The organism is Janthinobacterium sp. P210005, assembly GCF_036231865.1.
Taxonomy (GTDB): domain Bacteria; phylum Pseudomonadota; class Gammaproteobacteria; order Burkholderiales; family Burkholderiaceae_D; genus Janthinobacterium; species Janthinobacterium kumbetense.
Genome location: NZ_JAZARC010000002.1, coordinates 125,566 through 147,060, shown reverse-complemented (window position 1 = coordinate 147,060; position 21,495 = coordinate 125,566). Strand labels below are relative to the sequence as shown.

Here is a 21,495-nt window from a genome sequence, read left to right as displayed (position 1 = left end):
AAGCGGCCACACCATGAAACGCGCACTGGCAGCGTGGCTGTTGCTGGTCATGGCGCCGCTGGCCAGGGCCGATGGCACGGCGGGCCTGACGGGCGCCGATCCGGGTCCTGCCAGCTTGCCCAGCGATCCGGCGGCGCCGAATGAACTGTATCTGGAGGTCACTGTGAATGCTGAATCAACCGGGCTGATCTTGCGCTTTACCCAGGTGGGCAAAGGCTTGCGCAGCAGTGTGGCGAACTTGCAGCAGCTGGGGCTGGACCCCGCGCGCCTGGTCGCACCCGGTCAGACCGAGGTGGCGCTGGACGCGATTCCCGGACTCAGCTATGAATATGATGCGGCGCGCCAGAGCGTGTCGCTGCGGGTGGCGGACGACTTGCGCTCGCCTTACCGCATCAGCGCGCGCACGGCGGCGCAGACGCCGCCATCGACGGTCACGCCCGGTGCCGTCCTCAATTACGAAGCCTATGCGGAACTGGGCCGGACGCGCCGCGCCGCCATCTTCAACGACTTGCGCTACTTCAATGACAGCGGGGTCTTCAGCAATACCGGCACCGTGAACCTGGGGTCGGACCAGCGCAAGTACATGCGCTTTGACACCTTCTGGAGCCACGCCGACCCCGACACCTTGCAAACGTGGCAAGTGGGCGACCTTATTTCTTCGTCGCTGAGCTGGAGCCGCGCCGTGCGCGTCGGCGGCGTGCAGTGGCGCAAGAATTTCCAGCTGCGCCCCGACCTGCTGACCTTTCCCGTCGCTTCCGTCGATGGCACGGCGCTCGTGCCTTCGTCGCTGAGCCTGTATGTCAATGGCGTGCAGCAATATGCTGCCAGCGTGCCCAGCGGGCCATTTGTGCTGAACCAGGTGGCCGGCATCAATGGCGCAGGGCAAGCCACCATTATCACGCGCGATGCGCTGGGGCGCAGCGTGACGACCGTGCTGCCCCTGTATGTCGATACGCGCATGCTGGCCAGCGGCTTGAGCGATTACTCGGTCGAGGCGGGCGCCGTGCGGCGCGACTATGGCCGTCGCCTGTTCGGCTATGAGCGGCAACTGGTTGCCAGCGCTTCCGGCCGCCACGGCGTCAGCGACAGCTTCACCCTCGAAGGCCATGCGGAACTGGCCGCCGGCCTGTATCAGGCGGGGGCGGGCGCGCTGGTGCGGCTGGGCCAGGCGGGCGTGCTGAGCGGTTCGCTGTCGGCCAGCGCCGGCCGCAGCCGTGGTGCGCAGCTGGGTGCCGGCTATCAATACATGGGGCCGCGTTTCAGTGTCGATGTGCAAAGCGTGCGCGCCAGCGCCGGCTTTGGCGACCTGGCCTCGCGCGACGGCAGCGCCGTGGTGCGCGCGGCCGATCGCCTCACCGTCAGCTTGCCATTGCCTGCAGGAAGCAGTATCAGCAGCAGCTATATCAGCTACCGCACGCCTGGCGCGCCGCCATCGAAACTGGCCACCGTGGGCTATTCGGCCACCCTGTTTCATGGCCTGTTCTTCAACGCCAGCCTGTTCCAGGACTTGCGGCAACGCGAGAAGCGGGGCTTTTACTTTGGCTTGAGCATGGCCTTCGACAACAATCTGGCCCTCAGCGTGAACAGCAGCCGGCAAAACGGCGAGAGCGGCCGCAGCGTCAGTGCGCAGCGCGCGGCGGACTTTGGCGGCGGCTTCGGCTGGAGCGTGCAGGCTGGCACGGCGGGCAGCAATGCCTACCGGCAGGCGCAAGTGGAATACCTGGGCAACGACGGCCGCGTGAGCGCGCGCACGCAAAGCAGCAGCATGGGCAGTGCCTCTTCGCTGGGCGCGGCCGGCGCGCTGGTGCTGATGGATGGCCATATCGAGGCGGCGCGCCAGGTGGGCAACGGTTTTGCGCTGGTCTCCACGGGCGGCGTGGGTAATATTCCTGTGCTGCATGAAAACCGCCAGATCGGCGTGACGGGCAGGGGCGGCTATCTGCTGGTGCCGAATTTGAATCCCTATGGCAATAACCAGATCAGCATCGCCACGGATGAGCTTGATGTTGATGCGCGGGTGCCTGTGAGTAATATCAATGTCGTGCCGCAATACCTGGCGGGCGTGCTGGCGGCCTTTCCCATCGAGCGCTACAGCGCGGCCACCGTCATCGTCCAGGATGCGCAGGGCAAGGCGCTGACCACGGGCTTGCCCGTGTTGCACGTGCAAAGCGGCAAGCAGACGGTGGTGGGATTCGACGGCATCGTTTTCGTCGACGACCTGCTCGAACAAAACGAGTTGCAAGTCGGCGAGGGCGACAGCGCATGCACGCTGCGTTTTGCCTATGTGCGTCCGGCCGCGGGCGGCTTGCCCGTGATCGGGCCGTTGCGCTGCGCCGCTGCCAGCGCCGGGGCAGGCCGCTGATGCGCCGCCTGTTGCTATGGCTGACCCTGCTGCTGGGCTGCGCCTGGGGCGGCGTGGCGCAGGCGGCCGACACCTGCACGGTCAGCGTGACGAATATCGATTTCGGCACCGTCAGCCCGATTTCCGGCACCGATCACGTGGCGCAGGCCACGGGGACCTTCAGCTGCCTGTTTTCGTCGCTGAACCTGGGGCAATTGCTCACGCCCAATGCGCAAGTGTGCATTTCGCTGGGGCTGGGCACGAATTCCACGTCGGCCCTGCCGCGCAAGCTGGGCAATGGCAGCAACCGCATGGAGTACAACGTGTACGTGGACAATTCGTATGCGACGGCGAAGATCTGGGGCGGCGCCGGCGTGGCGGGCGCGCCGTCGACCTTCGGCATGATCCTGTCGGCCGGCTTGCTGGCCCCGCCCGGCACGTATTCCACCACCTTTACCGTGTACGCGAAGATTCCTGCCGGCACCGCCCTGGCCGCCGTGCCCACGGTCGCCAACGCCAATACCGTCTATACGTCGAGCTTTGCCGGCGTCGGCACCTACACCTACACCACGTATGGCCTCGTCAACTTGCAGGGTTGCACGGCTACCAGCGGCAGCTTCGGTTTCACGGTGAATGCCACGGCTGTCAACGATTGCACCATCACGGCCACGCCGATGGCGTTTGCGAACGCCTCCATCCTGACGGGCAATCTGCGCAGCACCAGCACCTTGTCGGTGCGCTGCGTCAATAACAATGCCTACCAGATTGCCCTGAACGGCGGCAGCGTGGCGGCCAATGTGGCCAACCGGCAAATGAAGAACACGGTGACCACGGACAAGGTCAGCTATTTGCTGTCCGCCACCCTCGATGGTGCGCCATGGGGCGATGGCACGGCAGGCACGAGCATGGTGACGGGGACGGGAACGGGCGCCAGCGTGCCGCTGACGATCTACGGCCGGGTGCCGGCGCAGGTGTCGCCGCGCCCTGGCGATTACAAGGACACGGTGACGGCAACGATTTATTTTTAGAACGTGACGGTGACGAGGCCGGCGCCCGATGACGTTGCCTGCTGGTGCAGAAAATAGGGCGTGTTGTGCTGGCAGCGCACCTGGGCGCTGCCGCGCTGCGAGACGATGGTGCACGCATCGTGGACGACGAAGGTGGCCTGGAACGATGCGGAAGAGACGGTACCGGCGGTGGTGGTCTGGCAAACGGCAAGGGCAAACAGGGCTGGCAGTACGGCAAGCTTCAAAGGAGTCATCTTGGATACATCTGGCGAAAAACGGGCGTGGTCAGCGACGCCGCATGGCAAGGCTGACACCGTTTTTCGTACCGGGTTGAGGGGGACAGAACGAGCCATGATTGTACTGGAACAAGAAAAGTGTGAGTTTGTGCGTATTTTCAGGCCGCCATCATGGGGTGAGCGTAGCTTTCAAGATGATAGTAACTAAGTTTCCGTATTGCAACTGAAATACTTTTTCGATTGTTGTGTTGAATCAACGTGAGGAGATGGTCATGAAACATACCAACTTTAATAATTTGCCTTGCCCGATCGCACGCAGCCTGGGCAAGGTGGGCGAATGGTGGAGCATCCTCATCCTGCGCGAAGCGTTCTACGGCAAGACGCGTTTCGACGAATTTGAAAAAAGCCTCAAGATTGCGCCCACCATCCTGACGCGCCGCCTGGCCGACCTGGTGGAAGGGGGCTTGATGACGCGCCGCCTGTATTGCGCCAAGCCGCCCCGCTACGACTATGTGCTGACCAAGTCCGGGCGCGCCTTCAAGCCCGTCTTGCTGGCGTTTATTGCCTGGGGTAATGAGAACTTCGCCCCCGAAGGCGCCAGCCTCGTCATCGCCAGCCGCGACACGGGCCTGGCCGCCGATCCGGTGCTGGTCGACGCCACGACGGGTTTGCCCATCAACGACGAGTACTACGCGTTCGCGCCAGGGCCTGCCGCCAGCGACAGCATGCGCAGCATCATCCTCGATGCGGAAAAAAGCAGCGGCATCGCGCCCAAGCCGAAGGCGCCGGCCGCCAACCGCGGCTGGGTGGCGGAAGGCCACCTGGCCTGAACGCGGGGTGGCAGGCGAGCAGCAAGTTTGGCGTACAGCAAAGCGGACACGGCGGCATGGCGTTACTGTCGCACTATGCAACTCAAGTGCGGCGTACGCCCGGCTCGGCTGTACGGGCAGGGCGCCATCCGTGATCCGATGTCCGTTGAGGGAGTATTGCGATGAGCACACTGCAACAACACGTACGCCGCGCCGCCAGCGTGCTGGCGCTGGCCGCCCTGCTGGGCGCCTGTTCCCACGGCCCGCATCATCCGGGCGGCCATGACGTCACCTTGACGGGCGCGCAGGAAGTGCCGGCCAATACCAGCACGGCCAGCGGCAGCAGCAATATCCGCGTCGCCCACGACCGCGGCGTCAGCGGCGGCGTGCGCTACACGGGCATGGTGGCCACCGTCGCGCACATCCATGAAGCGCCCGCCGGCGCCAACGGCCCCGTCATCGTGCCGCTGGTGAAAACCGCCGAAGGCATGTTTGCCGTGCCGGCCGGCACCATGCTCACGCCGCCCCAGTATGCGAGCTACCAGGCCGGCAACCTGTACGTGAACGTGCACAGCGCCGCCTATCCGGCCGGCGAGATCCGCGCCCAGCTCAAGCCCTAGCGGGCCGCCTGCGTTTTTCCGAAAACCTCCTTGGGCCGCGCGAGCGGCCTTTTTTTGCGCCAGGCGGCCGGCCGGTGCAGCGCGCTACAATGGCGCTCCATGCTGACCATCCTCGCCATCACCTTTCCCTTCTTCGCCCTGGTGCTGTGCGGCTACCTGGCCGTGCGGCGCAAGCTGCTGCCGCTGGCCGCCATCGGCGGCTTGAACAGTTTTGTCCTGTACTTCGCGCTGCCCTGCATGCTGTACCGCTTCGGCGCCGCCACGCCCATCGCGCAACTGCTCGACGCCAGCGTGTTCGGCGTCTACCTGCTGTGCGCCCTGATCATGGTGGGCGTCACCACGGCCATGACCCTGAGCCACCGCATCGACTGGAACAACGCCGCCTTCGGTGCGCTGGTGGCGGCTTTCCCGAATACGGGCTTCATGGGCGTGCCCCTGCTATTGACCTTGCTCGGTCCCCGCTCCTCGGGTCCCGTCATCGTCACCATCGTCGTCGACATGCTCATTACCAGCTCGCTGTGCATCGCCCTGTCGCGCATCGGCAGCGGCGGCGCGCACGGCAGCCGCGCGGCCGTCATGAATGCCTTGAAGGGCATGGTGGGCAACCCGATGCCGTGGGCGATTGTGCTCGGTGCCCTGTCGTCGTGGCTGGAACTGGCCTTGCCCAAGCCTTTGATGCAGACGGTGGGCCTGCTGGCCGACGCCGCCTCGCCGGTGGCCCTGTTTACCATCGGCGCCGTGCTGGCCCGTTCGCAAATGAGCACGAGCGACCCGGCGCCACTGGGAGAGTATGTGCCCGTGGCGCTGAAAAAACTGCTGCTGCATCCGCTGCTGGTGTGGGGCATCGGCCACGCGGCCATCTCGCTGGGTGCACCGCTCGATCCGTTTGCGCTGACCTGCATGGTGCTGGTGGCTTGCCTGCCCAGCGCCAGCAACGTCTCGCTGCTGTCGGAACGTTTTGGGGCAAACACGGCGCGCATCGCCCGCATCATTCTGGTCTCGACGGCGCTGTCGTTTTTGACGTTTTCGGCGGCTGTCAGCTGGCTGACTTGACGTTGGCGGCGATCAGCGCGCCCAGGGCCTGCGCCGCGCCGGCTTGCGTGTCCAGCGCCAGGCCCTGCGCCATGCTGGCCTGGTCCTGCATGCTGCGGTTCTGCCCCAGCTTCCATTTGCCCGTGATGCGCGTGAGGGGAATCTCGATGCCGACGATGGCTTTCAAGAGTTTTTCGATGTAGCCGGCCGGCGCATCGCTCACTTTCCAAGGCGCGGTTTGATCTGCCTCATGGCGCGCCGTCAGGCGCTCCACCAATGCCAGCAGCCACGCCGCGTCGTCGATGGCGCGCAGGGGGCCGTGCGCGTGCACGACCGCGTAATTGAAGGTGGGGACCTCCTTGCCGCTGCGCTGCTTTTCCGCATACCAGGCGGGCGTGATGTAGGCATGCGGCCCCTGGAAGATCACCATGCAGTCATCGCTCCCGCCGGCCGCGCGCCACAGCGGGTTGGCGCGCGCCACGTGGGCGCGCAGGATGCCGAATGGCGCATCAAGCGTGGGCGCGGCGATCTCGAACGGCAGGTGGTCGGCGCACAGGCCATCGGCGCCATGGCGCACCAGCGCACCCAGCGGATGCGCGGCTATCAGGCCATGCAGCACCTCGAGGCGCTCTTCGCGGAAGGTGGTGGGCGTGTACATTTAGTGCGCTCCTTCCACGACCACGTCGGCCGTCAGCGAATTGGCGATGTAGCAGCGCTCGTGCGCGTCGTGGTGCAGGGCGGCCAGCGCCTCGGGCGAGGGCGGCGATCCCGTGAAGACGATGCGCGGACGCAGCACGATGCGTGTCATGGCCAGGCGCCCGGCGGCATTTTTTCCCAGCTCGCCGATGGCGTCGTCGCGGTAGTCGTCGATGACGTAGCCGCGCTGCGCTGCCAGCGACAGGAAGAACAGCATGTGGCAGCTCGACGTGGCGGCCACCAGCGCTTCTTCCGGATCGACGTTGGCCGCCACCGACATGGGCAGCGGCACGGACAGGGGAGAGGATGAGGCGGGTACCGTCAGGCCGCCGTCGAACTGCCATTCATGGCCGCGGCTGTAGCGCTGGCCGGCGAAATCCTGGCCGTCGCGCTGCCAGGCCACGGTGGCGAAAAATTGATGCATGGGTGCTCCGCAAGAGTGAGGGGGATGCGCCATCTTAGCGCCAGTCTTGGCTATTTAAAACAGCCAATAAGTGCTATCTTGAAGCTACCAATTCAAGAATGCCACCATGCCAGTTTCCCACCTGCACCAGGTTATCGCCGCCTTGCCGCTGCAGCGCGGCGCCAGCGAGCCGCTGTTTCGCCAGCTGTATGCAGCCATCAAGGCCGCCATCCTCGATGGCCGCATGAGTCCCGGCATGCAGCTGCCGCCCACGCGCGACTTTTGCCGCCTGCTGGCCGTGTCGCGCCAGACGGTGCTCAATGCGTATGCGCAGCTGGCGGCCGAAGGCTATCTCGACGGCGCCGTGGGGCGCGGCACGTTTGTCAGCCGCGACGTTCCGCTGCCTGTCCCTGCCGCGGCGCCGGGCTTGCTGCGGCCCCTGTCGGCGCGCGGGCAGGGCGTGGTGGCGGCCATGCGCCAGGTGGCGTTCCACCGGGGGCCGCTGCGCGCCTTTCGCGTCGGCATGCCGCGCATCGACCATTTCCCGTTCGACGTGTGGAACCGCCTGGAAGCGCGGCGCTGGCGCCGTCCCGATCACCATTTCGGCTACAGCGACCCGGCCGGCTACCTGCCGCTGCGCGAACTGCTGTGCGTGTACCTGAAGGCGTCGCGCGGCGTCCAGTGCACGCCGCAGCAGATCGTCATCACCTCCGGCTCGCAGCAGGCGCTGTTTTTGCTGTCGACCATCCTGCTGGCGCCAGGCGACGCGGCCTGGATGGAGTCGCCCGGCTACCGGGGCGCCAGCGGCCCGCTGCGCGCGGCCGGCGCGCGCGTCTTTCTCGTGCCCGTCGATGCGCAGGGGCTGGACGTGGCGTATGGCGTGGCGCATTGCCCGCAGGCGAAGCTGGCGTACGTGACGCCATCGCACCAAATGCCGCTGGGCGTGAGCATGAGTTTGCCCCGCCGCCTGGCCTTGCTGGCCTGGGCCGCGCAAAACAAAGCCTGGCTGGTGGAAGACGATTACGACAGCGAATACCGCTACACGGGCGCGCCGCTGGCCTCGCTGCAAAGCCTGGACCGGGCCGGCTGCGTGGTCTATGTGGGCACCTTGTCGAAAGTGCTGTTCCCGGGCCTGCGCCTGGGCTACATGGTGGCGCCGCCCGCACTGGCCGAAGCGCTGGTGCAGGCCAAGGCCGTGATGGACCGCCACACGGCCATCGTGCCGCAGATGGCGCTGGCCGACTTCATCGCCGAGGGCCACTTTGGCCGGCATATCCGCCGCACGCGCGACAGCAATGCCGAGCGGCTCGACCTGCTGGTGCGTGGCCTGGCGCGCGAACTCGACGACCAGCTCGCCTGCGGTCCGGCCGACAGCGGCCTGGAACTGTGCGCGTATTTTCGCGGCAGCCATGACGAGGAAGCGGTGTCGCACGCGGGCCTGGCGCGGGGCATCGAATTGCGTCCGCTGGGCCACTATGCCGATCCGGCGGCGGGGCCGGAGTGCGCCACGCCGCCCGGGCTGCTGCTGGGCTTTGCGGCGATTCCCCCGGCCGAGATGGCGCACGGCTTGCAGGAATTGGGGCGCCTCCTGCGCGGCCGATAAACTATACTGGCACTTGCCTGCACCTGAAGAACACGACCATGAATATTACCCGCTGCGCCTGGGCCAATCCGGCCAATCCCCGTTATCTCGATTACCACGATACGGAGTGGGGCGTGCCCTGCCACGACGAGCGCCGGCTGTTCGAGATGCTGAACCTGGAAGGCGCGCAGGCTGGCCTGAGCTGGGAAACCATCCTCAACAAGCGCGACACCTACCGCGCCGCCTTCGATAACTGGGATGCGGAAAAGATCGCCGCGTATGGCCCGGACAAGGTGGCGCAGCTGCTGCTCGACCCGGGCATCGTGCGCAACCGCCTGAAGGTGGCGGCCGCCATCACGAATGCGCAAGCCTATCTGCGCCTGCGCGCGGAAGGGCAGACGCTGGACAGCTTCCTGTGGGCGTATGTCGATGGCCAGCCCATCGTCAACAGCTGGCAGACCGGCGAGCGTCCCGCCAGGACGGCCTTGTCCGACAAACTGTCGAAAGACTTGCTCAAGCGGGGCTTCAAGTTCGTCGGTTCGACCATCATCTACGCCTACATGCAGGGCATCGGCATGGTCGACGACCATGCGCCCGCCTGCTTTTGCCGCGCGGGGCATTGATGCGCCGCGCGCTGGTCCTGCTCGACACGGATTTTGACGGCGCCCGCTTGCGTGCCGTTTGCGCGGCGCATGGCGGCCGCCGCCTGCATTACATCGCGCTGGCGCCGCGTCCCGTCGACGCCAACCACTTGCCCGAGCAGTGGCGCGCGCAGTGGCCGCCCTGCGTACCGGGCCTGCACCGCATGGTGTCGCACGATGGACTCGTCACGCTCGATGTGCTGATCGGCGAACCCGATGTCTGCCTGGCGCAATTGTCGGCGCGTGTCGACGAAGTGCATCTGGCCTGGGTGCCGGCAGCCACGCCCGTGCTGGCGCGCCTGATGGTCGATGGCGCCCGCTTGCAGGCCGTGCACCTGGACGAGGCGCAGCGCATGGCGCTGCAAAAGAACGGTTTTGTCTTCGACGAGAGCCGCTTGCGCGCCATGTTTTATGTGCGGCGCGCAGAGCACGTGGCTGCCGTGGCGCCCGAGCGGCGCGCCATCGTCATCGGCGCGGGCGTGGCCGGTGCGGCCGCCTGCGAACGCCTGGCCGCGCGCGGCTGGAAGGTGACCTTGATAGAACGCCACGCGCAGCCGGCCAGCGAGGCGTCTGGCAACCTGGCCGGCATCTTCATGCCGCAGCTGTCGAAGGACGACAATATCGCCACGCGCCTGGTGCGCGCCGCCTACCTGTACTCGCTGCGCTACTGGCAGGACCTGGGCGGTATCGGCAGCGCCTTTGATGGCGCGCAATGCGGCGTGCTGCAGCTGGCGCGCGATGACGCGCATGCGCAGGTGCAGCGGCAGATCGCCGCCAGCGGCCTGTATCCGCGCGAATTCGCCCGCTGGCTGGAAGCGCCCGAGGCGGCGGCCATGCTGGGCGCGCCGGCGCCCGATGGCGCCTGGTGGTTCGAACAGGGCGGCTGGGCGCGCCCGTCCTCCGTCTGCGCCGCCATGCTCGATGCCTGCGGCGCCTTGCTCACGCGGCGCTTTTCCAGCAGCGCCCTGCGCCTGGAACGCGGCGATCAGGAATGGCTGGTGCGCGATGCGCAAGGTACCCTGATCGCGGCCGCGCCCACCGTCATCCTGGCGGCGGGCACGGGGGCCGTGGATGTCGAGCAGGCGGCCGGCCTGCCGCTGGACGCCGTGCGCGGGCAGGTCACGCACCTGGCCGAAGGCAGCTTGCCTTCGTTGCCGTTCGTCGTCTGCCGCGAAGCCTACATGACACCGGCGCACGAGGGTGTCGTCTGCGTGGGCGCCAGCTACGATGCGGACGCGGACACCACGTTGCGCCCATCGAGCCAGGAAGAAAACATCGCGAAGATCGCCGACATCCTTGGCGTGGCCCCGTTCGAGGCGCCGCTGGCCGGGCGCACGGGCTTTCGCTGCGTGGCGCCGGACCGTTTGCCGCTGGCGGGCGCCTTGCCCGACCCCGGCGTGCCAGGGCGCTGCGAGCGCCTGCGCGACGTGCCCCGCTGGCCCGGCCTGTTCGGCTTGCTCGCTTACGCCTCGCGCGGCCTGATCTGGGCGCCGCTGGCGGCCGAGCTGCTGGCTTGCCAGCTGGAGGGCGAACCGCTACCGCTGGAGAGTCAATTGGCCGCCGCTTTGGACCCTGCGCGCTTTTTATTACGAGAGCGCCGTAGAGCATATTGATTCTGGTCTTTTTCTAATTTACCCCCCAAACAAGTTCTGGGGTCAGACCTGGCGGGTCTGACCCCGGCTTTACGCTGCAATATCTCCATATACGTTTTTCAGCTTTCCAAACTCTTTTTAATTTGTTTTCCGAACAACATAAGTTCGCTACAGTGGACTCGTGCTGGTTTTTGACGACGGAATAAAGAGGTGGAAAGATGGCTGCTGCAGAACTGATTTTCGATCCCCGCGCCGCGCACGGCGAGGCGGCGTTTGACGAAGTGCTCAATCTCGCGCGCACCCAGGCGCAGGCGCAAGGCTTGCCGTATGCGGGCATCGTCAGTGCGCAGGATGCATGGCAGCTGGTGCAGGCCGGCAAAGCCGTGCTGGTCGACGTGCGCACGAATGAAGAACGCACCTTCGTCGGCTACGTGCCCGCCTCGCTGCACGTGGCGTGGGCGACCGGCACGTCCATGAACCGCAATCCCCGCTTTACGCGCGAACTGGAAGCGAAAGTGGGCGGCAAGGACGCCGTCGTGGTGCTGCTGTGCCGCAGCGGCAAGCGTTCGGCCGCAGCTGCCGAAGCGGCGGCCAAGGCCGGTTTCACGCACGTCTTCAATATCGCGCAAGGCTTCGAGGGCGACCTCGACGAGCAGCAGCAGCGTGGCCACAGCGGTGGCTGGCGCTGGCATGCGCTGCCCTGGCTGCAAGATTAAATCTCCCTTCAGGATCACCATGAACCAGCGAGCCATCCCCCCTGCCTCCCTAGCCGCGCAGCCGCAATGGGAATTGCGCCAGATCGTCGATGAATTGCGCGCCGTGCGCGAGCAGTGGCGCGAAGGATTGGCCAGCAACCAGGAGTGCGGCGCGCGCGAATTCCCGTCGCGCCAGCATTTGCATGACATCATCAAAGCCCTGTGCGCGGCCCTGTTCCCCATGCGCCTGGGGCCCCTCGACCTGCAGCAGGAGAGCGAGGATTTCTTTGTCGGCCACACGCTCGACACGACCCTGACGGGCTTGCACGAACAGGTGCGGCGCGAACTCAGTTACCACGCGCGCCAGCATGGCTTGCAGCAGACGGTGTCCATCGAACAGCAGGCGCTGGCCATCGTGCAGCGCTTCGCCCGCACGCTGCCGCGCATCCGTGCCCAGCTCGACACGGACGTGGCGGCCGCTTTCCATGGCGACCCGGCCGCGCACAGCGTCGATGAGGTGCTGCTGTGCTATCCGGGCATCCTGGCCATCATCCATTACCGCCTGGCGCATACCTTGTACGCACTGGGCGCGCCGCTGGTGGCGCGCATCATCGCCGAAGTGGCCCATTCGCAGACGGGCATCGACATCCACCCGGGCGCCATCATCGGCAGCAGCTTTTTCATCGACCATGGCACGGGCGTGGTGATCGGCGAGACGGCCATCATCGGCGAACGGGTACGTATCTATCAAGCCGTCACCCTGGGCGCCAAGCGCTTTCCCGCCGGCGCCGATGGCGTGCTGAAAAAGGGACTGGCGCGCCATCCCATCGTGCAGGACGACGTGGTCATCTACGCGGGGGCGACGATCCTGGGACGGGTGACCATCGGCCAGGGCTCCGTCATCGGCGGCAATGTCTGGCTGACCCGCAGCGTCGCGCCCGGCAGCCATGTCACGCAAGCGCATAACCAGCAGGAGGCGCCGGAGTTGCCGGCGCCATCCCACCCCGCTTTTGCCCACCACCCATGAGGACAGCATGTTGATCAAACAGTTTGGACTGGCCGTGCGCCAGTTGCGCGAAGGGCATGGCTGGTCGCAGGAGCGCCTGGCGGAAGCGGCCGACTTGAACCGCTCGTTCATCGGCGAGATCGAACGGGGCGCCGCCACGCCGTCGCTGCTGACGGTAGAAAAGCTGGCCGGCGCGCTGGGCATCGGCTTGGCGGGACTGATGGCGCGCTGCGAGCCGGAGCTGGTGGATTAATGCGGGTGGATTAAAACGTCGCGTTGGTGGCGATAGCATGTTGAGAGATCAGGGGAGACGCTTGATACTTTATTTGTTTTTCAGATAAGCATATTCACTTTTCTCATCAGGAGTAGTCATGGCAGAAGCAACAGAGAACCAGTTCGCGCTGGGCGATAACGCCGCGCGCCAGCTGGCCAATGCAAGCAAGAGCGTCCCCCAGCTGTCCACGATCACGCCGCGCTGGCTCGTGCACCTGCTGCAATGGCTGCCCGTGGAAGCGGGTATCTACCGCCTGAACCGCGTGAAGAATCCGAAGGACGTGCGCGTCGCCTGCTCGCAGCGCGACGAGTCGGAACTGCCGCAAACCTTCGTCGACTACGACGACCAGCCGCGCGAATACTTCCTCAATGCCGTCAGCACGGTGCTCGACGTGCACACGCGCGTGTCGGACCTGTACAGCAGCCCGCACGACCAGATCAAGGAGCAGCTGCGCCTGACCATCGAAACGATCAAGGAGCGCCAGGAAAGCGAATTGATCAACAATCCCGACTACGGCCTGCTGGCCAGCGTGCACGACGACCAGCGCATCTTTACGCTGACGGGCGCGCCCACGCCGGACGACCTCGACGAACTGCTGACGAAAGTGTGGAAGGAACCGGGCTTCTTCCTCGCGCACCCGCTGGCGATTGCCGCCTTCGGCCGCGAATGCACGCGCCGCGGCGTGCCGCCGCCGACCGTCAGCCTGTTCGGTTCCCAGTTCCTCACGTGGCGCGGGGTGCCGCTGGTGCCGTCCGACAAACTGCCGATCGAAGACGGCAAGACGAAGATCATCCTGCTGCGCGCGGGCGAACAGCGCCAGGGCGTGATCGGCCTGTTCCAGCCTGGCCTGGCGGGCGAGCAAAGCCCGGGTCTTTCCGTGCGTTTCATGGGCATCAACCGCCACGCGATTTCGTCCTATCTGATTTCGCTGTACTGCTCGCTGGCCGTGCTGACCGACGATGCGCTGGCCGTACTGGAAGACGTGGAGATCGGTAAATACCATGACTACCCAGACACCTACAAGTGATGGCGCGGCGGGCTTGCCTGCCGTCCCGTTTTTACCCGACGAAGCGACCTTGAACCGCCTGGCGGGCGAGTTTTTCGCGCGCCTGCCGGGCTTGGACAAGTCGCCCAGCCTCGGCGGTTCCGGCAGCGTGCTCGATGCGGCGCCCCGCTATGCGAACCGTCCGCCGCCGCAACCCGGTCCTGCGTTCGCCGCCATCGCTCCCAGCGTGGCGACGGCGCAAGTGCCGCCCGTGACGGCGCCCCTGGAAGCGCCCATTGCGCCGGCCCCCGCGTCCGTACCGACGCCGCGCTTGTCGGCGATCAATGCGCCGGCTGCGCCGTCGCCGTATTATTTTATCGGTGGCGCGCATGGTTATCCCGTGTCGGGCAATGGCCTTGATGGCCTGGCGCGGCAGGGGCAAGGGCAGGCGGTGCCCGACGATGTGCGGGGTCTGTTTGCCACGCCGCAGCAGGCGCCCGCGCGCCAGCTGCCCGTCTCGCCAGCCAGTGGCCAGCCCGCGTTCTATTTCCAGACCGAGCTGCCCTCGGCGGCGACGCCTGGCCAGCACCAGACGCCGGCGCCGTTCGACGTGCACGCCGTGCGGCGCGATTTCCCCGTGCTGGCCGAGCGGGTCAACGGCAAGCCGCTGGCCTGGTTCGACAATGCGGCCACCACGCACAAGCCGCAGTCGGTGATCGACCGCGTGTCGTATTTCTATGCGCACGAAAATTCGAACATCCACCGCGCGGCGCACGCGCTGGCGGCGCGCGCCAGCGATGCGTATGAAGCGGCACGCGCCAAGGTGGCGAATTTTCTGGGCGCCGCTTCGGCCAATGAAATCATCTTCGTGCGGGGCGCAACGGAAGGCATCAACCTGGTCGCCAATACCTTTGGCCGCAAGTACATCGGCAGCGGCGACGAGATCATCGTCTCGCAGCTCGAGCACCACGCCAATATCGTGCCGTGGCAGCAGCTGGCTGCCGAGAAGGGCGCGACATTGCGCGTGATTCCCGTCGATGACAGCGGCCAGATCATCCTCGATGAATTCCGCAAGCTGCTCAACGGACGCACCAAGCTGGTGTCCGTGACGCAGGTGTCGAATGCGCTGGGGACGGTGACGCCCGTGGCGCAGATCATTGCGCTCGCGCATGCGGCCGGCGTGCGCGTGCTGGTCGACGGCGCGCAAGCCGTGTCGCACCTGCGCGTGGACGTGCAGGCGCTGGGCGCGGATTTTTATGTGTTTTCGGGGCATAAAGTGTTCGGTCCGACGGGCATCGGCGCCGTGTATGGCAAGGCGGATTTGCTGGAGCAATTGCCGCCGTGGCAGGGCGGCGGCAACATGATCGCCGACGTCACGTTCGAGCGCACCGTCTACCAGGGCGTGCCGAACCGTTTCGAGGCGGGCACGGGCAATATCGCCGATGCCGTGGGCCTGGGCGCGGCCATCGACTACGTGCAGCGCATCGGCCTGGAAAACATCGCCTCCTACGAGCACGCGCTGCTGGAATACGCGACGCACCACTTGCAAGCCATTCCCGGCGTGCGCCTGATCGGCACGGCGCTGGACAAGGCCAGCGTGGCCTCGTTCGTGCTGGCCGGTTACGAGCCGGCGGAAGTGGGGCGCGCCCTCAATGACGAGGGTATCGCCGTGCGCTCGGGCCACCACTGCGCCCAGCCGATTCTGCGCCGCTTCGGCGTGGAAGCGACCGTACGCCCCTCGTTTGCCTTCTACAACACGTATGAGGAAATCGACCGCATGATCGTCGTGGTCAGACGCCTGGCGGGCGCGCGCCGCTGATCTTGCCGCCTTGTCAAGCCGATGCCGCCCCTGCGCCAGCGGGGGCGGCATTGTTGCGTCATGTCACGGACTTTGCGCCTGGCTGGCAGGCGCCCGCAGGCTGGCGGTATAATTTATCCTTGGCAATATTCAAGCCGCGGCCCCCAAGGAGATATCCGGTGGAAGATCAACACAGCTCGCCCGAGCTTTTCCTGTTCCTGGCGTCGACCGTGCACGACATGAAAAACTCGATCAGCGTTGTCAGCGGCACCTTGGAGTCGCTGCTGGCGGCCGAGCAGGCCAAGCCCGCGCCCCAGGCCGACCCCGCCTACCTGCAGATGGCGCAGATGCTGTACCAGACCAAGCGCCTCAACGATAACCTGATCCAGCTGCTGGCCCTGTACAAGGAAGTGGGCAAGCCCGGCTACCCCTTCGACGTGCAGCCGCAACTGGTGAGCCAGGTCATCGACCAGGTGGTGGACCAGGAAAAGATCCTGCTGGCCTCGAAAGGCATCCTGCTGGAGACGGCTTGTCCGCCGGAGCTGATCTGGACCCTCGATGAAGACCTGGTCATCGGCGTGCTCGCGCATGCCATCAACAACGCCATCCGCTACACGAAAGACACGATCCGCCTGTCCGTGCGGGAGCACGACGACATGCTGGAGCTGCGCGTGGAAGACAATGGCGACGGCTATACCCAGGCCTTGCTGGACGCGGGCAGCGCGGCCATGGATGGCATGGCGGCCGGCGTGAATTTTTCCACCAACAGCACGGGACTGGGCCTGTATTTTTCCAGCGAAGTGGCAAAGATGCACAAGCACCGGGGCAGCAGCGGCAGCATCGCCCTGGAAAATGGCGGCGCGCTGGGCGGCGGCTGTTTCATCCTGCGCCTGCCCTGAACGAGGAATCCATGACGACAGACAGCCACGCCACCGCCGCCGAAGCGGGCAGCACCGACTGGGCCGACAAGCATTATCTGCTGGTCGACGATTTCATCGGCATCCGCATCCTGCTGCGCGAATCGCTGCGCAACCTGGGCGCGCGGCATATCGACCAGGCGGCCAGCGGCGGCGAAGCCATGAAGCTGCTGGCCAAGACGCGCTACGACGTGGTGCTGTGCGATTACAACCTGGGCGAAGGCAAGAATGGCCAGCAAGTGCTGGAAGAGACGCGCGTGCGCAACCTGACGGCGCCATCGAGCGTGTGGCTGATGGTGTCGGCCGAAAAAAGCGTGGAATCCGTGATGGGCGCGGCCGAGCACCAGCCCGACGCCTATCTGATCAAGCCGATCACGGAAGGCGTGCTGCTGACGCGGCTGAACCGCGTGTGGCACAAGAAGCAGGTGTTCCGCGAAATCGACCAGGCTTGCATGGAAAAGGATTATCTGCGCGCGGCCAAGCTGTGCGACGCGCAGATCGAGGTCAACAAGCTGCACGAGCTGGAATTGCTGCGCATGAAGGCCAGTTTACTGCTGAAAAGCGGCGAGCCGGAAAAAGCCCGCGCCGTGTACGAAAAAGTGCTGGCCGAGCGCGATTACAGCTGGGCCAAGGCGGGCCTGGGCAAGATCCGCATGAATAACGGCGAACACGAGGCGGCGCGGCAGATCTTCCAGGGCGTGATCGTCGAAAACAAGTACTACATCGACGCCTACGACCAGATGGCCGTCGCCTACCAGCTGATGGGCCAGCACGAGGAAGCGTGCGGCGTGCTGGAAAAGGCGGCGCGCCTGTCGCCCAATTCCGTGCCGCGCCAGCGCAACCTGGGACTGGCGGCCCTGAAAGTGGGCAATGTCAGCATGGCGGAAAAGGCTTTCCGCAAGTGTATTTCCATCGGCGAGTTTTCCGTCATGAAGACGCCGGACGCCTACCTGGGTCTGGCGCGCGTGTGCGGCCTGAAAAAGGATGCGAAAGAGGCGCTGCAATGGCTGCTGCTGGCGCAGCGCGAATTCTCGCCCGAACAGATCGGCTTGCGCGCGAAGATCACGGAAGGCATGGTGCACCACGAAACGGGCGATTACCGGCGCGCGCGCAAATGCGGCGACGAGCTCGAAGCCATGCTGCTGGAAGACCCGGCGCGGCCCGAGAAGGCCATCTGCATGGAGCTGGCCACCCTGCTGTTCGCCGTCGGCGTCAAGGATGCGCCGGCCGGCCTGCTGTGCTACGTGGTGAAGAACAACCACGACAACCAGGTGGTGCAGGACGAAGTGCAAAAGATTTTCGACAAGGCGAAGATGGGCGATGAAGGCACGAGCCTGATCATCGCCTCGCGCAAGGAAGCGTCGGACTTGATGAACAAGGGCGTGCTGCTGTGGAAGACGGACAAGCTCAACGAAGCGGTCGCCTGGATGCGCGCGGCGCGCGAAAAACTGCCGAACAACTTGCGCATCCTGTTCAATTCCGCGCAAATCATCGTTTCCTTCCTGCAGCAGCGTGGGTTTCAGGCCGATTTGGCGGCCGAGGCCATGGAAGTGTTGTTGTATGTAGACAAAATTGCACCAGGGCAGCAGCGCTTCGCGCAATTGATGGAGCAACTGGTGCAGCTGACGCCGCCGCCCGGGCCGGAAGACGCCGTCGCGGCGCCGGAAAATGCGCCGCCGGCAGCGGAAAAAGGGGGAAAAGCCGTGCGTGAGCGTGCCGGATGATAAACTAGGGTCCAGCGTGGGTTCGCCCGTGCTTGAGTTGCTTTACAACAATAAGGAAGAAACTATGCGTGATGTGGTCAATGAAGTATACAAAAAAATGAAGGTCGGCGCCGTTGCCTGGGTACGCCCGGTCGCCGCCAAGGGAGACACGCTGGAAACATTCCAGTCTTCGTACGAGCACGCCAAGGCGCTGGCCGACGAAGGCCTGATCACGATCGGTGACGTAAAACGCCAGGCCGACAACATGATCGAGGCGATCCGCATTCATCGTATCGCCTGATCATATTGCCGGCTTGAAACATCAGGCCTTGCCTGGTGCTTTGGCCTTGGGCGCTGCGCGTTTCGCGGGCGCCTTGCGCAGCGGGGCCTTGGCCTTGGCTGCCGTGCCTGCTTCGGCAGGTTTGGCCGGCTTGCTGGCCGCTGGCTTGGCTTTGCTCACGCTGCCAAAGCTGGCCGCTGCCGCGCTGGCGGCGTCGGGCGACATCGCTGTCGAGACGGCTTGCGTGAACTGATCTTGTAACAAATTCCACCAGGCACTTGGATTGGCCAGCTGGGCTCCGGCCTGGCTGCCGGCATCGGCGGGCGCCGCCGCAGCGGGTGGCGGTGCGGGCGCAGGCGCCGGTTTCGGTTCAGGCGCCGCAGGTGTGGCTTGCTGGAAAAACGCGGAAGCGTAGGGCACCGATTCAAACACGGATTTTTCGCTGGCGCCGGGCTGGGTGATGGCTGCCGCCAGGGACGCGCCCATCGATTTCAAGGTGGCGATGGTGCCGCGCTGCACTTCCAGCGCCTGGATACTGCCGCGCAGCATGCTGGTGTTGAGGTTCAGCCATGCTTCGACGGCCTTCAAGTCATTGATTTTCTTGTCCAGCTCTTCCACCGACATGGTGGGCGCCGTGATGCCAGGCATGCCCATGCCGGGCACGCTCATGCTGCCCCACAGGTTTTTGACGAAGTCGAGCGTATCGGTCACAACTGCTGCGCCCGGCATTTGGGGCATTTGCGGGTTTGCCATGCGAAATCTCCTGGTAGGTGGATAGCCTTAGCGTAGCAGATATCGGCTTGCAACTGACGCAATGCCGCCAACATTTTCTTACATAAAACATTAAGAGTTGAGCACGGGCAAGAAGCGGGAAGCGGGGCGGAAGCGTTACACTACGGCCTATGATGCCTGACTCCTTCTTTTCGCCACCGCGCCGCCGTACCGTCATCTTTGTCGCGGTCATCGGCGTACTGCATTACGTGGCGTTGGAATGGCTCACCTCGCGCGCCAGCATGGTGCCGCTGGGACAGAATCATGCGCAGGTGGTCAGCATGGCCTTGATCGCCGAGCCGCCCAAGCCCTTGCCGGTGGTGCCGCTGCCGCCGCCCGAACTGCGGCCCGTGCCCAAGCCCAGGCCGCCGCCGCCTCCCCCGACGGAGCTGGCGTCGAGCGAAACGCCGCAGTTGACGGCGCCCGTCAGCGACGTGCCGGAAGGCCCGGCCACGAGCGAGCCGGCCGCCGTGGCGGCTCCGGCCATCACGGCGCCGGCGCCCGCCGTGGCCGCCGCGCCCGCGCCGGCCAGCGAACCGCCGCCACCGGCCGTCGAACAGGCACGGCGCTACAAGACGAACGCGCCCGCGTCGGCCCAGTTCGACCTGCACGTGGACCGGCGCGATGCGGACGGCACCAAGTGGCAGGGCGTGGCCGCGATGGCGTGGGACAACCGGGGCGACACGTATCAGCTGAAACTGGAAGTGGGCTTGAGCATGCTGATCACGCGCATCAACCTGCTGGTGCTGACGAGCGAGGGCCAGATCGATGGCAGCGGCATCGTGCCCGTCACGGCCACGGAGAAACGCAAGGGCCGCGCGCAAACGGCCACGCATTTCAACCGCGACGCCAAGGCCATCACGTTTTCGGCCACGACGGCCACGGCGCCATGGCAGGAAGGGGCGCAGGACAAGGCCACCGTGCCGTTCCAGCTGGCCGCCATCGGCCGTGCCGACGTCAACCAGCTGGTGGGCAATATCGATATTCTCGTCGGCGAGGAAAAGGAAGCGACCGTGTTCCGCTTCCACCTGGTGGGCGAGGAAGAACTGGACACGAAAATGGGCCGCCTGGTGACGTGGCACCTGCGCCGGCCGCCGAAGCCCGGCACGTATTCGTCGCAGCTCGATGTCTGGCTGGCGCCGTCCATGCAATGGTATCCGGTACAAATACGCAATACCGAAGCGAACGGGGCGCTGACCACGCAAACCGTGACCAAGATCTCCGTAAATGAATCAACAGGAAAATAAATGACTACTTTGACTACCTTGAAACGCGTCCTGGCTGCCAGCCTGCTGGCGGCCACCCTGACGCCCGCCATGGCGGCGGACGAACCCGTGGACCATCCCGTCATCAAGCGCCCGTACAAGCTGGCGCCGTCGGCCGACCTCGTCTATTCGATCAAGGCGAAGCAACGCGGCATTGCGCTGTCCGGCGAATCGGTCAGCAACTGGCGCGCCGGCGACGGCAAGTACTCGCTGCTGGCCGAAACCAAGGCCGCCCTGTTCGGCAAGATCCTGGAACAGCGCAGCGAAGGCACGGTCGACGATTACGGCCTGGCGCCGGCGCAGTTCGTGGAAAAACGTTTCCGCAAGGAAGCGGCCACGACCACCTTCAAGCGCGACAGCAAGAGCATCGTCTTCAGCGAAGGCGATGAAACGTATCCGCTGAAAGGCGGCGAGCAGGACCGCAACAGCACCGTCTGGCAACTGGTCAGCGTGGCGCGCGCCACCCCGGAAAAATTCACGCCCGGCTCGGAATGGAGCTTCTTCGTTGCCGGCCGCCATGACGCCGAACCGTGGACCTTCAAGGTCGTCAAGCAGGAGACGGTCGCCACGGGCCAGGGTTTGGTGGAAGCCGTGCACCTGGTCAAGGCGCCGCCGCCGGACAAGAAGGGCCAGCAAGTGGACCTGTGGCTGGCGCCGTCGCTGGAATGGTATCCCGTGAAGGTGACGTTCGCCGATGAAGACGGCGATTACGTCGAGCAAACCTTGCAAAAGATCGTCAGGAAGTAAGTGTTCACTAATGGCTTGGGGCCAGGCATGCCGTGTTTGGCCCCCCATTTCATCGTCCTGGCCCGACACGGCGCACCGGCCGTGTTGCGCCATGT

Annotated in this window: 22 protein-coding genes; 18 read left to right on the top strand and 4 right to left on the bottom strand. The window is 65.4% G+C overall.

Annotation, left to right across the window (positions count from 1 at the left end):
• Window positions 1-13: 13 nt before the first annotated feature.
• Both VPH40_RS10625 and VPH40_RS10620 read left to right on the top strand, forming a co-directional pair.
• Entirely contained in the window at window positions 14-2,362 is a 2,349-nt protein-coding gene (locus tag VPH40_RS10625) for a fimbria/pilus outer membrane usher protein (RefSeq protein WP_328573424.1), read from the top strand.
• The gene (locus VPH40_RS10620) at window positions 2,362-3,369 is read left to right on the top strand and encodes a Csu type fimbrial protein (RefSeq protein WP_305060639.1); all 1,008 of its coding nucleotides are present in this window, start codon (window positions 2,362-2,364) and stop codon (window positions 3,367-3,369) included. The genes VPH40_RS10625 and VPH40_RS10620 overlap by 1 nt, the downstream gene beginning before the upstream one ends.
• Here the strand turns inward: VPH40_RS10620 and VPH40_RS10615 are convergent.
• Entirely contained in the window at window positions 3,366-3,602 is a 237-nt protein-coding gene (locus VPH40_RS10615) for a hypothetical protein (RefSeq protein ID WP_328573423.1), read from the bottom strand. The two genes, VPH40_RS10620 and VPH40_RS10615, sit on opposite strands and share 4 nt — an antisense overlap.
• Before the next feature lie 254 nt (window positions 3,603-3,856).
• Here VPH40_RS10615 and VPH40_RS10610 point away from each other — a divergent pair, with 254 nt between their 5' ends.
• From VPH40_RS10610 to VPH40_RS10600, 3 genes are all read left to right on the top strand, one after another.
• Window positions 3,857-4,414, top strand: a complete 558-nt coding sequence (locus tag VPH40_RS10610) for a winged helix-turn-helix transcriptional regulator (RefSeq protein ID WP_034753667.1) — start codon at window positions 3,857-3,859, stop codon at window positions 4,412-4,414.
• Window positions 4,415-4,575: 161 nt separating this feature from the next.
• On the top strand, window positions 4,576-5,013 hold the full coding sequence (locus tag VPH40_RS10605; protein WP_289905691.1) for a CHRD domain-containing protein: 438 nt from the start codon (window positions 4,576-4,578) through the stop codon (window positions 5,011-5,013).
• A gap of 99 nt (window positions 5,014-5,112) precedes the next feature.
• Window positions 5,113-6,066: an AEC family transporter gene (locus tag VPH40_RS10600; protein WP_328573422.1), complete on the top strand. Its 954-nt coding sequence runs from the start codon at window positions 5,113-5,115 to the stop codon at window positions 6,064-6,066.
• Here the strand turns inward: VPH40_RS10600 and VPH40_RS10595 are convergent.
• A complete protein-coding gene (locus tag VPH40_RS10595; protein WP_328573421.1) occupies window positions 6,050-6,703 on the bottom strand; it encodes an FMN-binding negative transcriptional regulator in 654 nt (217 codons plus the stop codon). The genes VPH40_RS10600 and VPH40_RS10595 overlap by 17 nt on opposite strands.
• A complete protein-coding gene (locus tag VPH40_RS10590) occupies window positions 6,704-7,165 on the bottom strand; it encodes an OsmC family protein (protein WP_328573420.1) in 462 nt (153 codons plus the stop codon).
• A 106-nt stretch (window positions 7,166-7,271) separates the two neighbouring features.
• Between VPH40_RS10590 and pdxR the strand changes: the two genes are divergently transcribed.
• The 11 genes from pdxR (at window position 7,272) to VPH40_RS10535 (ending at window position 18,638) form a co-directional block, all read left to right on the top strand.
• Complete coding sequence (gene pdxR, locus VPH40_RS10585; RefSeq protein WP_328573419.1) at window positions 7,272-8,747, top strand: MocR-like pyridoxine biosynthesis transcription factor PdxR; 1,476 nt, start codon at window positions 7,272-7,274, stop codon at window positions 8,745-8,747.
• A 38-nt stretch (window positions 8,748-8,785) separates the two neighbouring features.
• Complete coding sequence (locus tag VPH40_RS10580; protein ID WP_251349315.1) at window positions 8,786-9,349, top strand: DNA-3-methyladenine glycosylase I; 564 nt, start codon at window positions 8,786-8,788, stop codon at window positions 9,347-9,349.
• Window positions 9,349-10,980: an FAD-dependent 5-carboxymethylaminomethyl-2-thiouridine(34) oxidoreductase MnmC gene (gene mnmC, locus VPH40_RS10575; protein WP_328573418.1), complete on the top strand. Its 1,632-nt coding sequence runs from the start codon at window positions 9,349-9,351 to the stop codon at window positions 10,978-10,980. The genes VPH40_RS10580 and mnmC overlap by 1 nt, the downstream gene beginning before the upstream one ends.
• Before the next feature lie 197 nt (window positions 10,981-11,177).
• Window positions 11,178-11,675, top strand: coding sequence for a rhodanese-like domain-containing protein (locus tag VPH40_RS10570; protein ID WP_251349313.1), 498 nt, complete (start codon window positions 11,178-11,180; stop codon window positions 11,673-11,675).
• Window positions 11,676-11,694: 19 nt separating this feature from the next.
• Window positions 11,695-12,681, top strand: a complete 987-nt coding sequence (gene epsC / locus VPH40_RS10565) for a serine O-acetyltransferase EpsC (protein WP_305053899.1) — start codon at window positions 11,695-11,697, stop codon at window positions 12,679-12,681.
• A gap of 7 nt (window positions 12,682-12,688) precedes the next feature.
• The gene (locus VPH40_RS10560; protein WP_034784364.1) at window positions 12,689-12,913 is read left to right on the top strand and encodes a helix-turn-helix domain-containing protein; all 225 of its coding nucleotides are present in this window, start codon (window positions 12,689-12,691) and stop codon (window positions 12,911-12,913) included.
• A 118-nt stretch (window positions 12,914-13,031) separates the two neighbouring features.
• On the top strand, window positions 13,032-13,961 hold the full coding sequence (locus tag VPH40_RS10555; RefSeq protein WP_034784363.1) for a family 2A encapsulin nanocompartment shell protein: 930 nt from the start codon (window positions 13,032-13,034) through the stop codon (window positions 13,959-13,961).
• Window positions 13,936-15,738, top strand: coding sequence for a family 2A encapsulin nanocompartment cargo protein cysteine desulfurase (locus VPH40_RS10550; RefSeq protein WP_328573417.1), 1,803 nt, complete (start codon window positions 13,936-13,938; stop codon window positions 15,736-15,738). Before VPH40_RS10555 ends, VPH40_RS10550 begins: the two co-directional genes overlap by 26 nt.
• A 158-nt stretch (window positions 15,739-15,896) precedes the next feature.
• Window positions 15,897-16,616, top strand: a complete 720-nt coding sequence (locus VPH40_RS10545) for a sensor histidine kinase (RefSeq protein ID WP_305053901.1) — start codon at window positions 15,897-15,899, stop codon at window positions 16,614-16,616.
• 11 nt (window positions 16,617-16,627) lie between these two features.
• Window positions 16,628-18,358 (top strand): response regulator, encoded by a 1,731-nt coding sequence (locus VPH40_RS10540; protein ID WP_099665642.1) that lies wholly within the window; start codon window positions 16,628-16,630, stop codon window positions 18,356-18,358.
• A gap of 64 nt (window positions 18,359-18,422) precedes the next feature.
• On the top strand, window positions 18,423-18,638 hold the full coding sequence (locus VPH40_RS10535) for a hypothetical protein (RefSeq protein ID WP_077399068.1): 216 nt from the start codon (window positions 18,423-18,425) through the stop codon (window positions 18,636-18,638).
• Window positions 18,639-18,659: 21 nt separating this feature from the next.
• Here VPH40_RS10535 and VPH40_RS10530 read toward each other — a convergent pair whose 3' ends face one another.
• Window positions 18,660-19,370, bottom strand: coding sequence for a PhaM family polyhydroxyalkanoate granule multifunctional regulatory protein (locus VPH40_RS10530; RefSeq protein WP_328573416.1), 711 nt, complete (start codon window positions 19,368-19,370; stop codon window positions 18,660-18,662).
• Between the two features lie 149 nt (window positions 19,371-19,519).
• Between VPH40_RS10530 and VPH40_RS10525 the strand changes: the two genes are divergently transcribed.
• The gene (locus tag VPH40_RS10525) at window positions 19,520-20,635 is read left to right on the top strand and encodes a DUF3108 domain-containing protein (RefSeq protein ID WP_328573415.1); all 1,116 of its coding nucleotides are present in this window, start codon (window positions 19,520-19,522) and stop codon (window positions 20,633-20,635) included.
• Window positions 20,636-21,400, top strand: a complete 765-nt coding sequence (locus tag VPH40_RS10520; RefSeq protein ID WP_099665640.1) for a DUF3108 domain-containing protein — start codon at window positions 20,636-20,638, stop codon at window positions 21,398-21,400.
• Window positions 21,401-21,495: the final 95 nt, after the last annotated feature.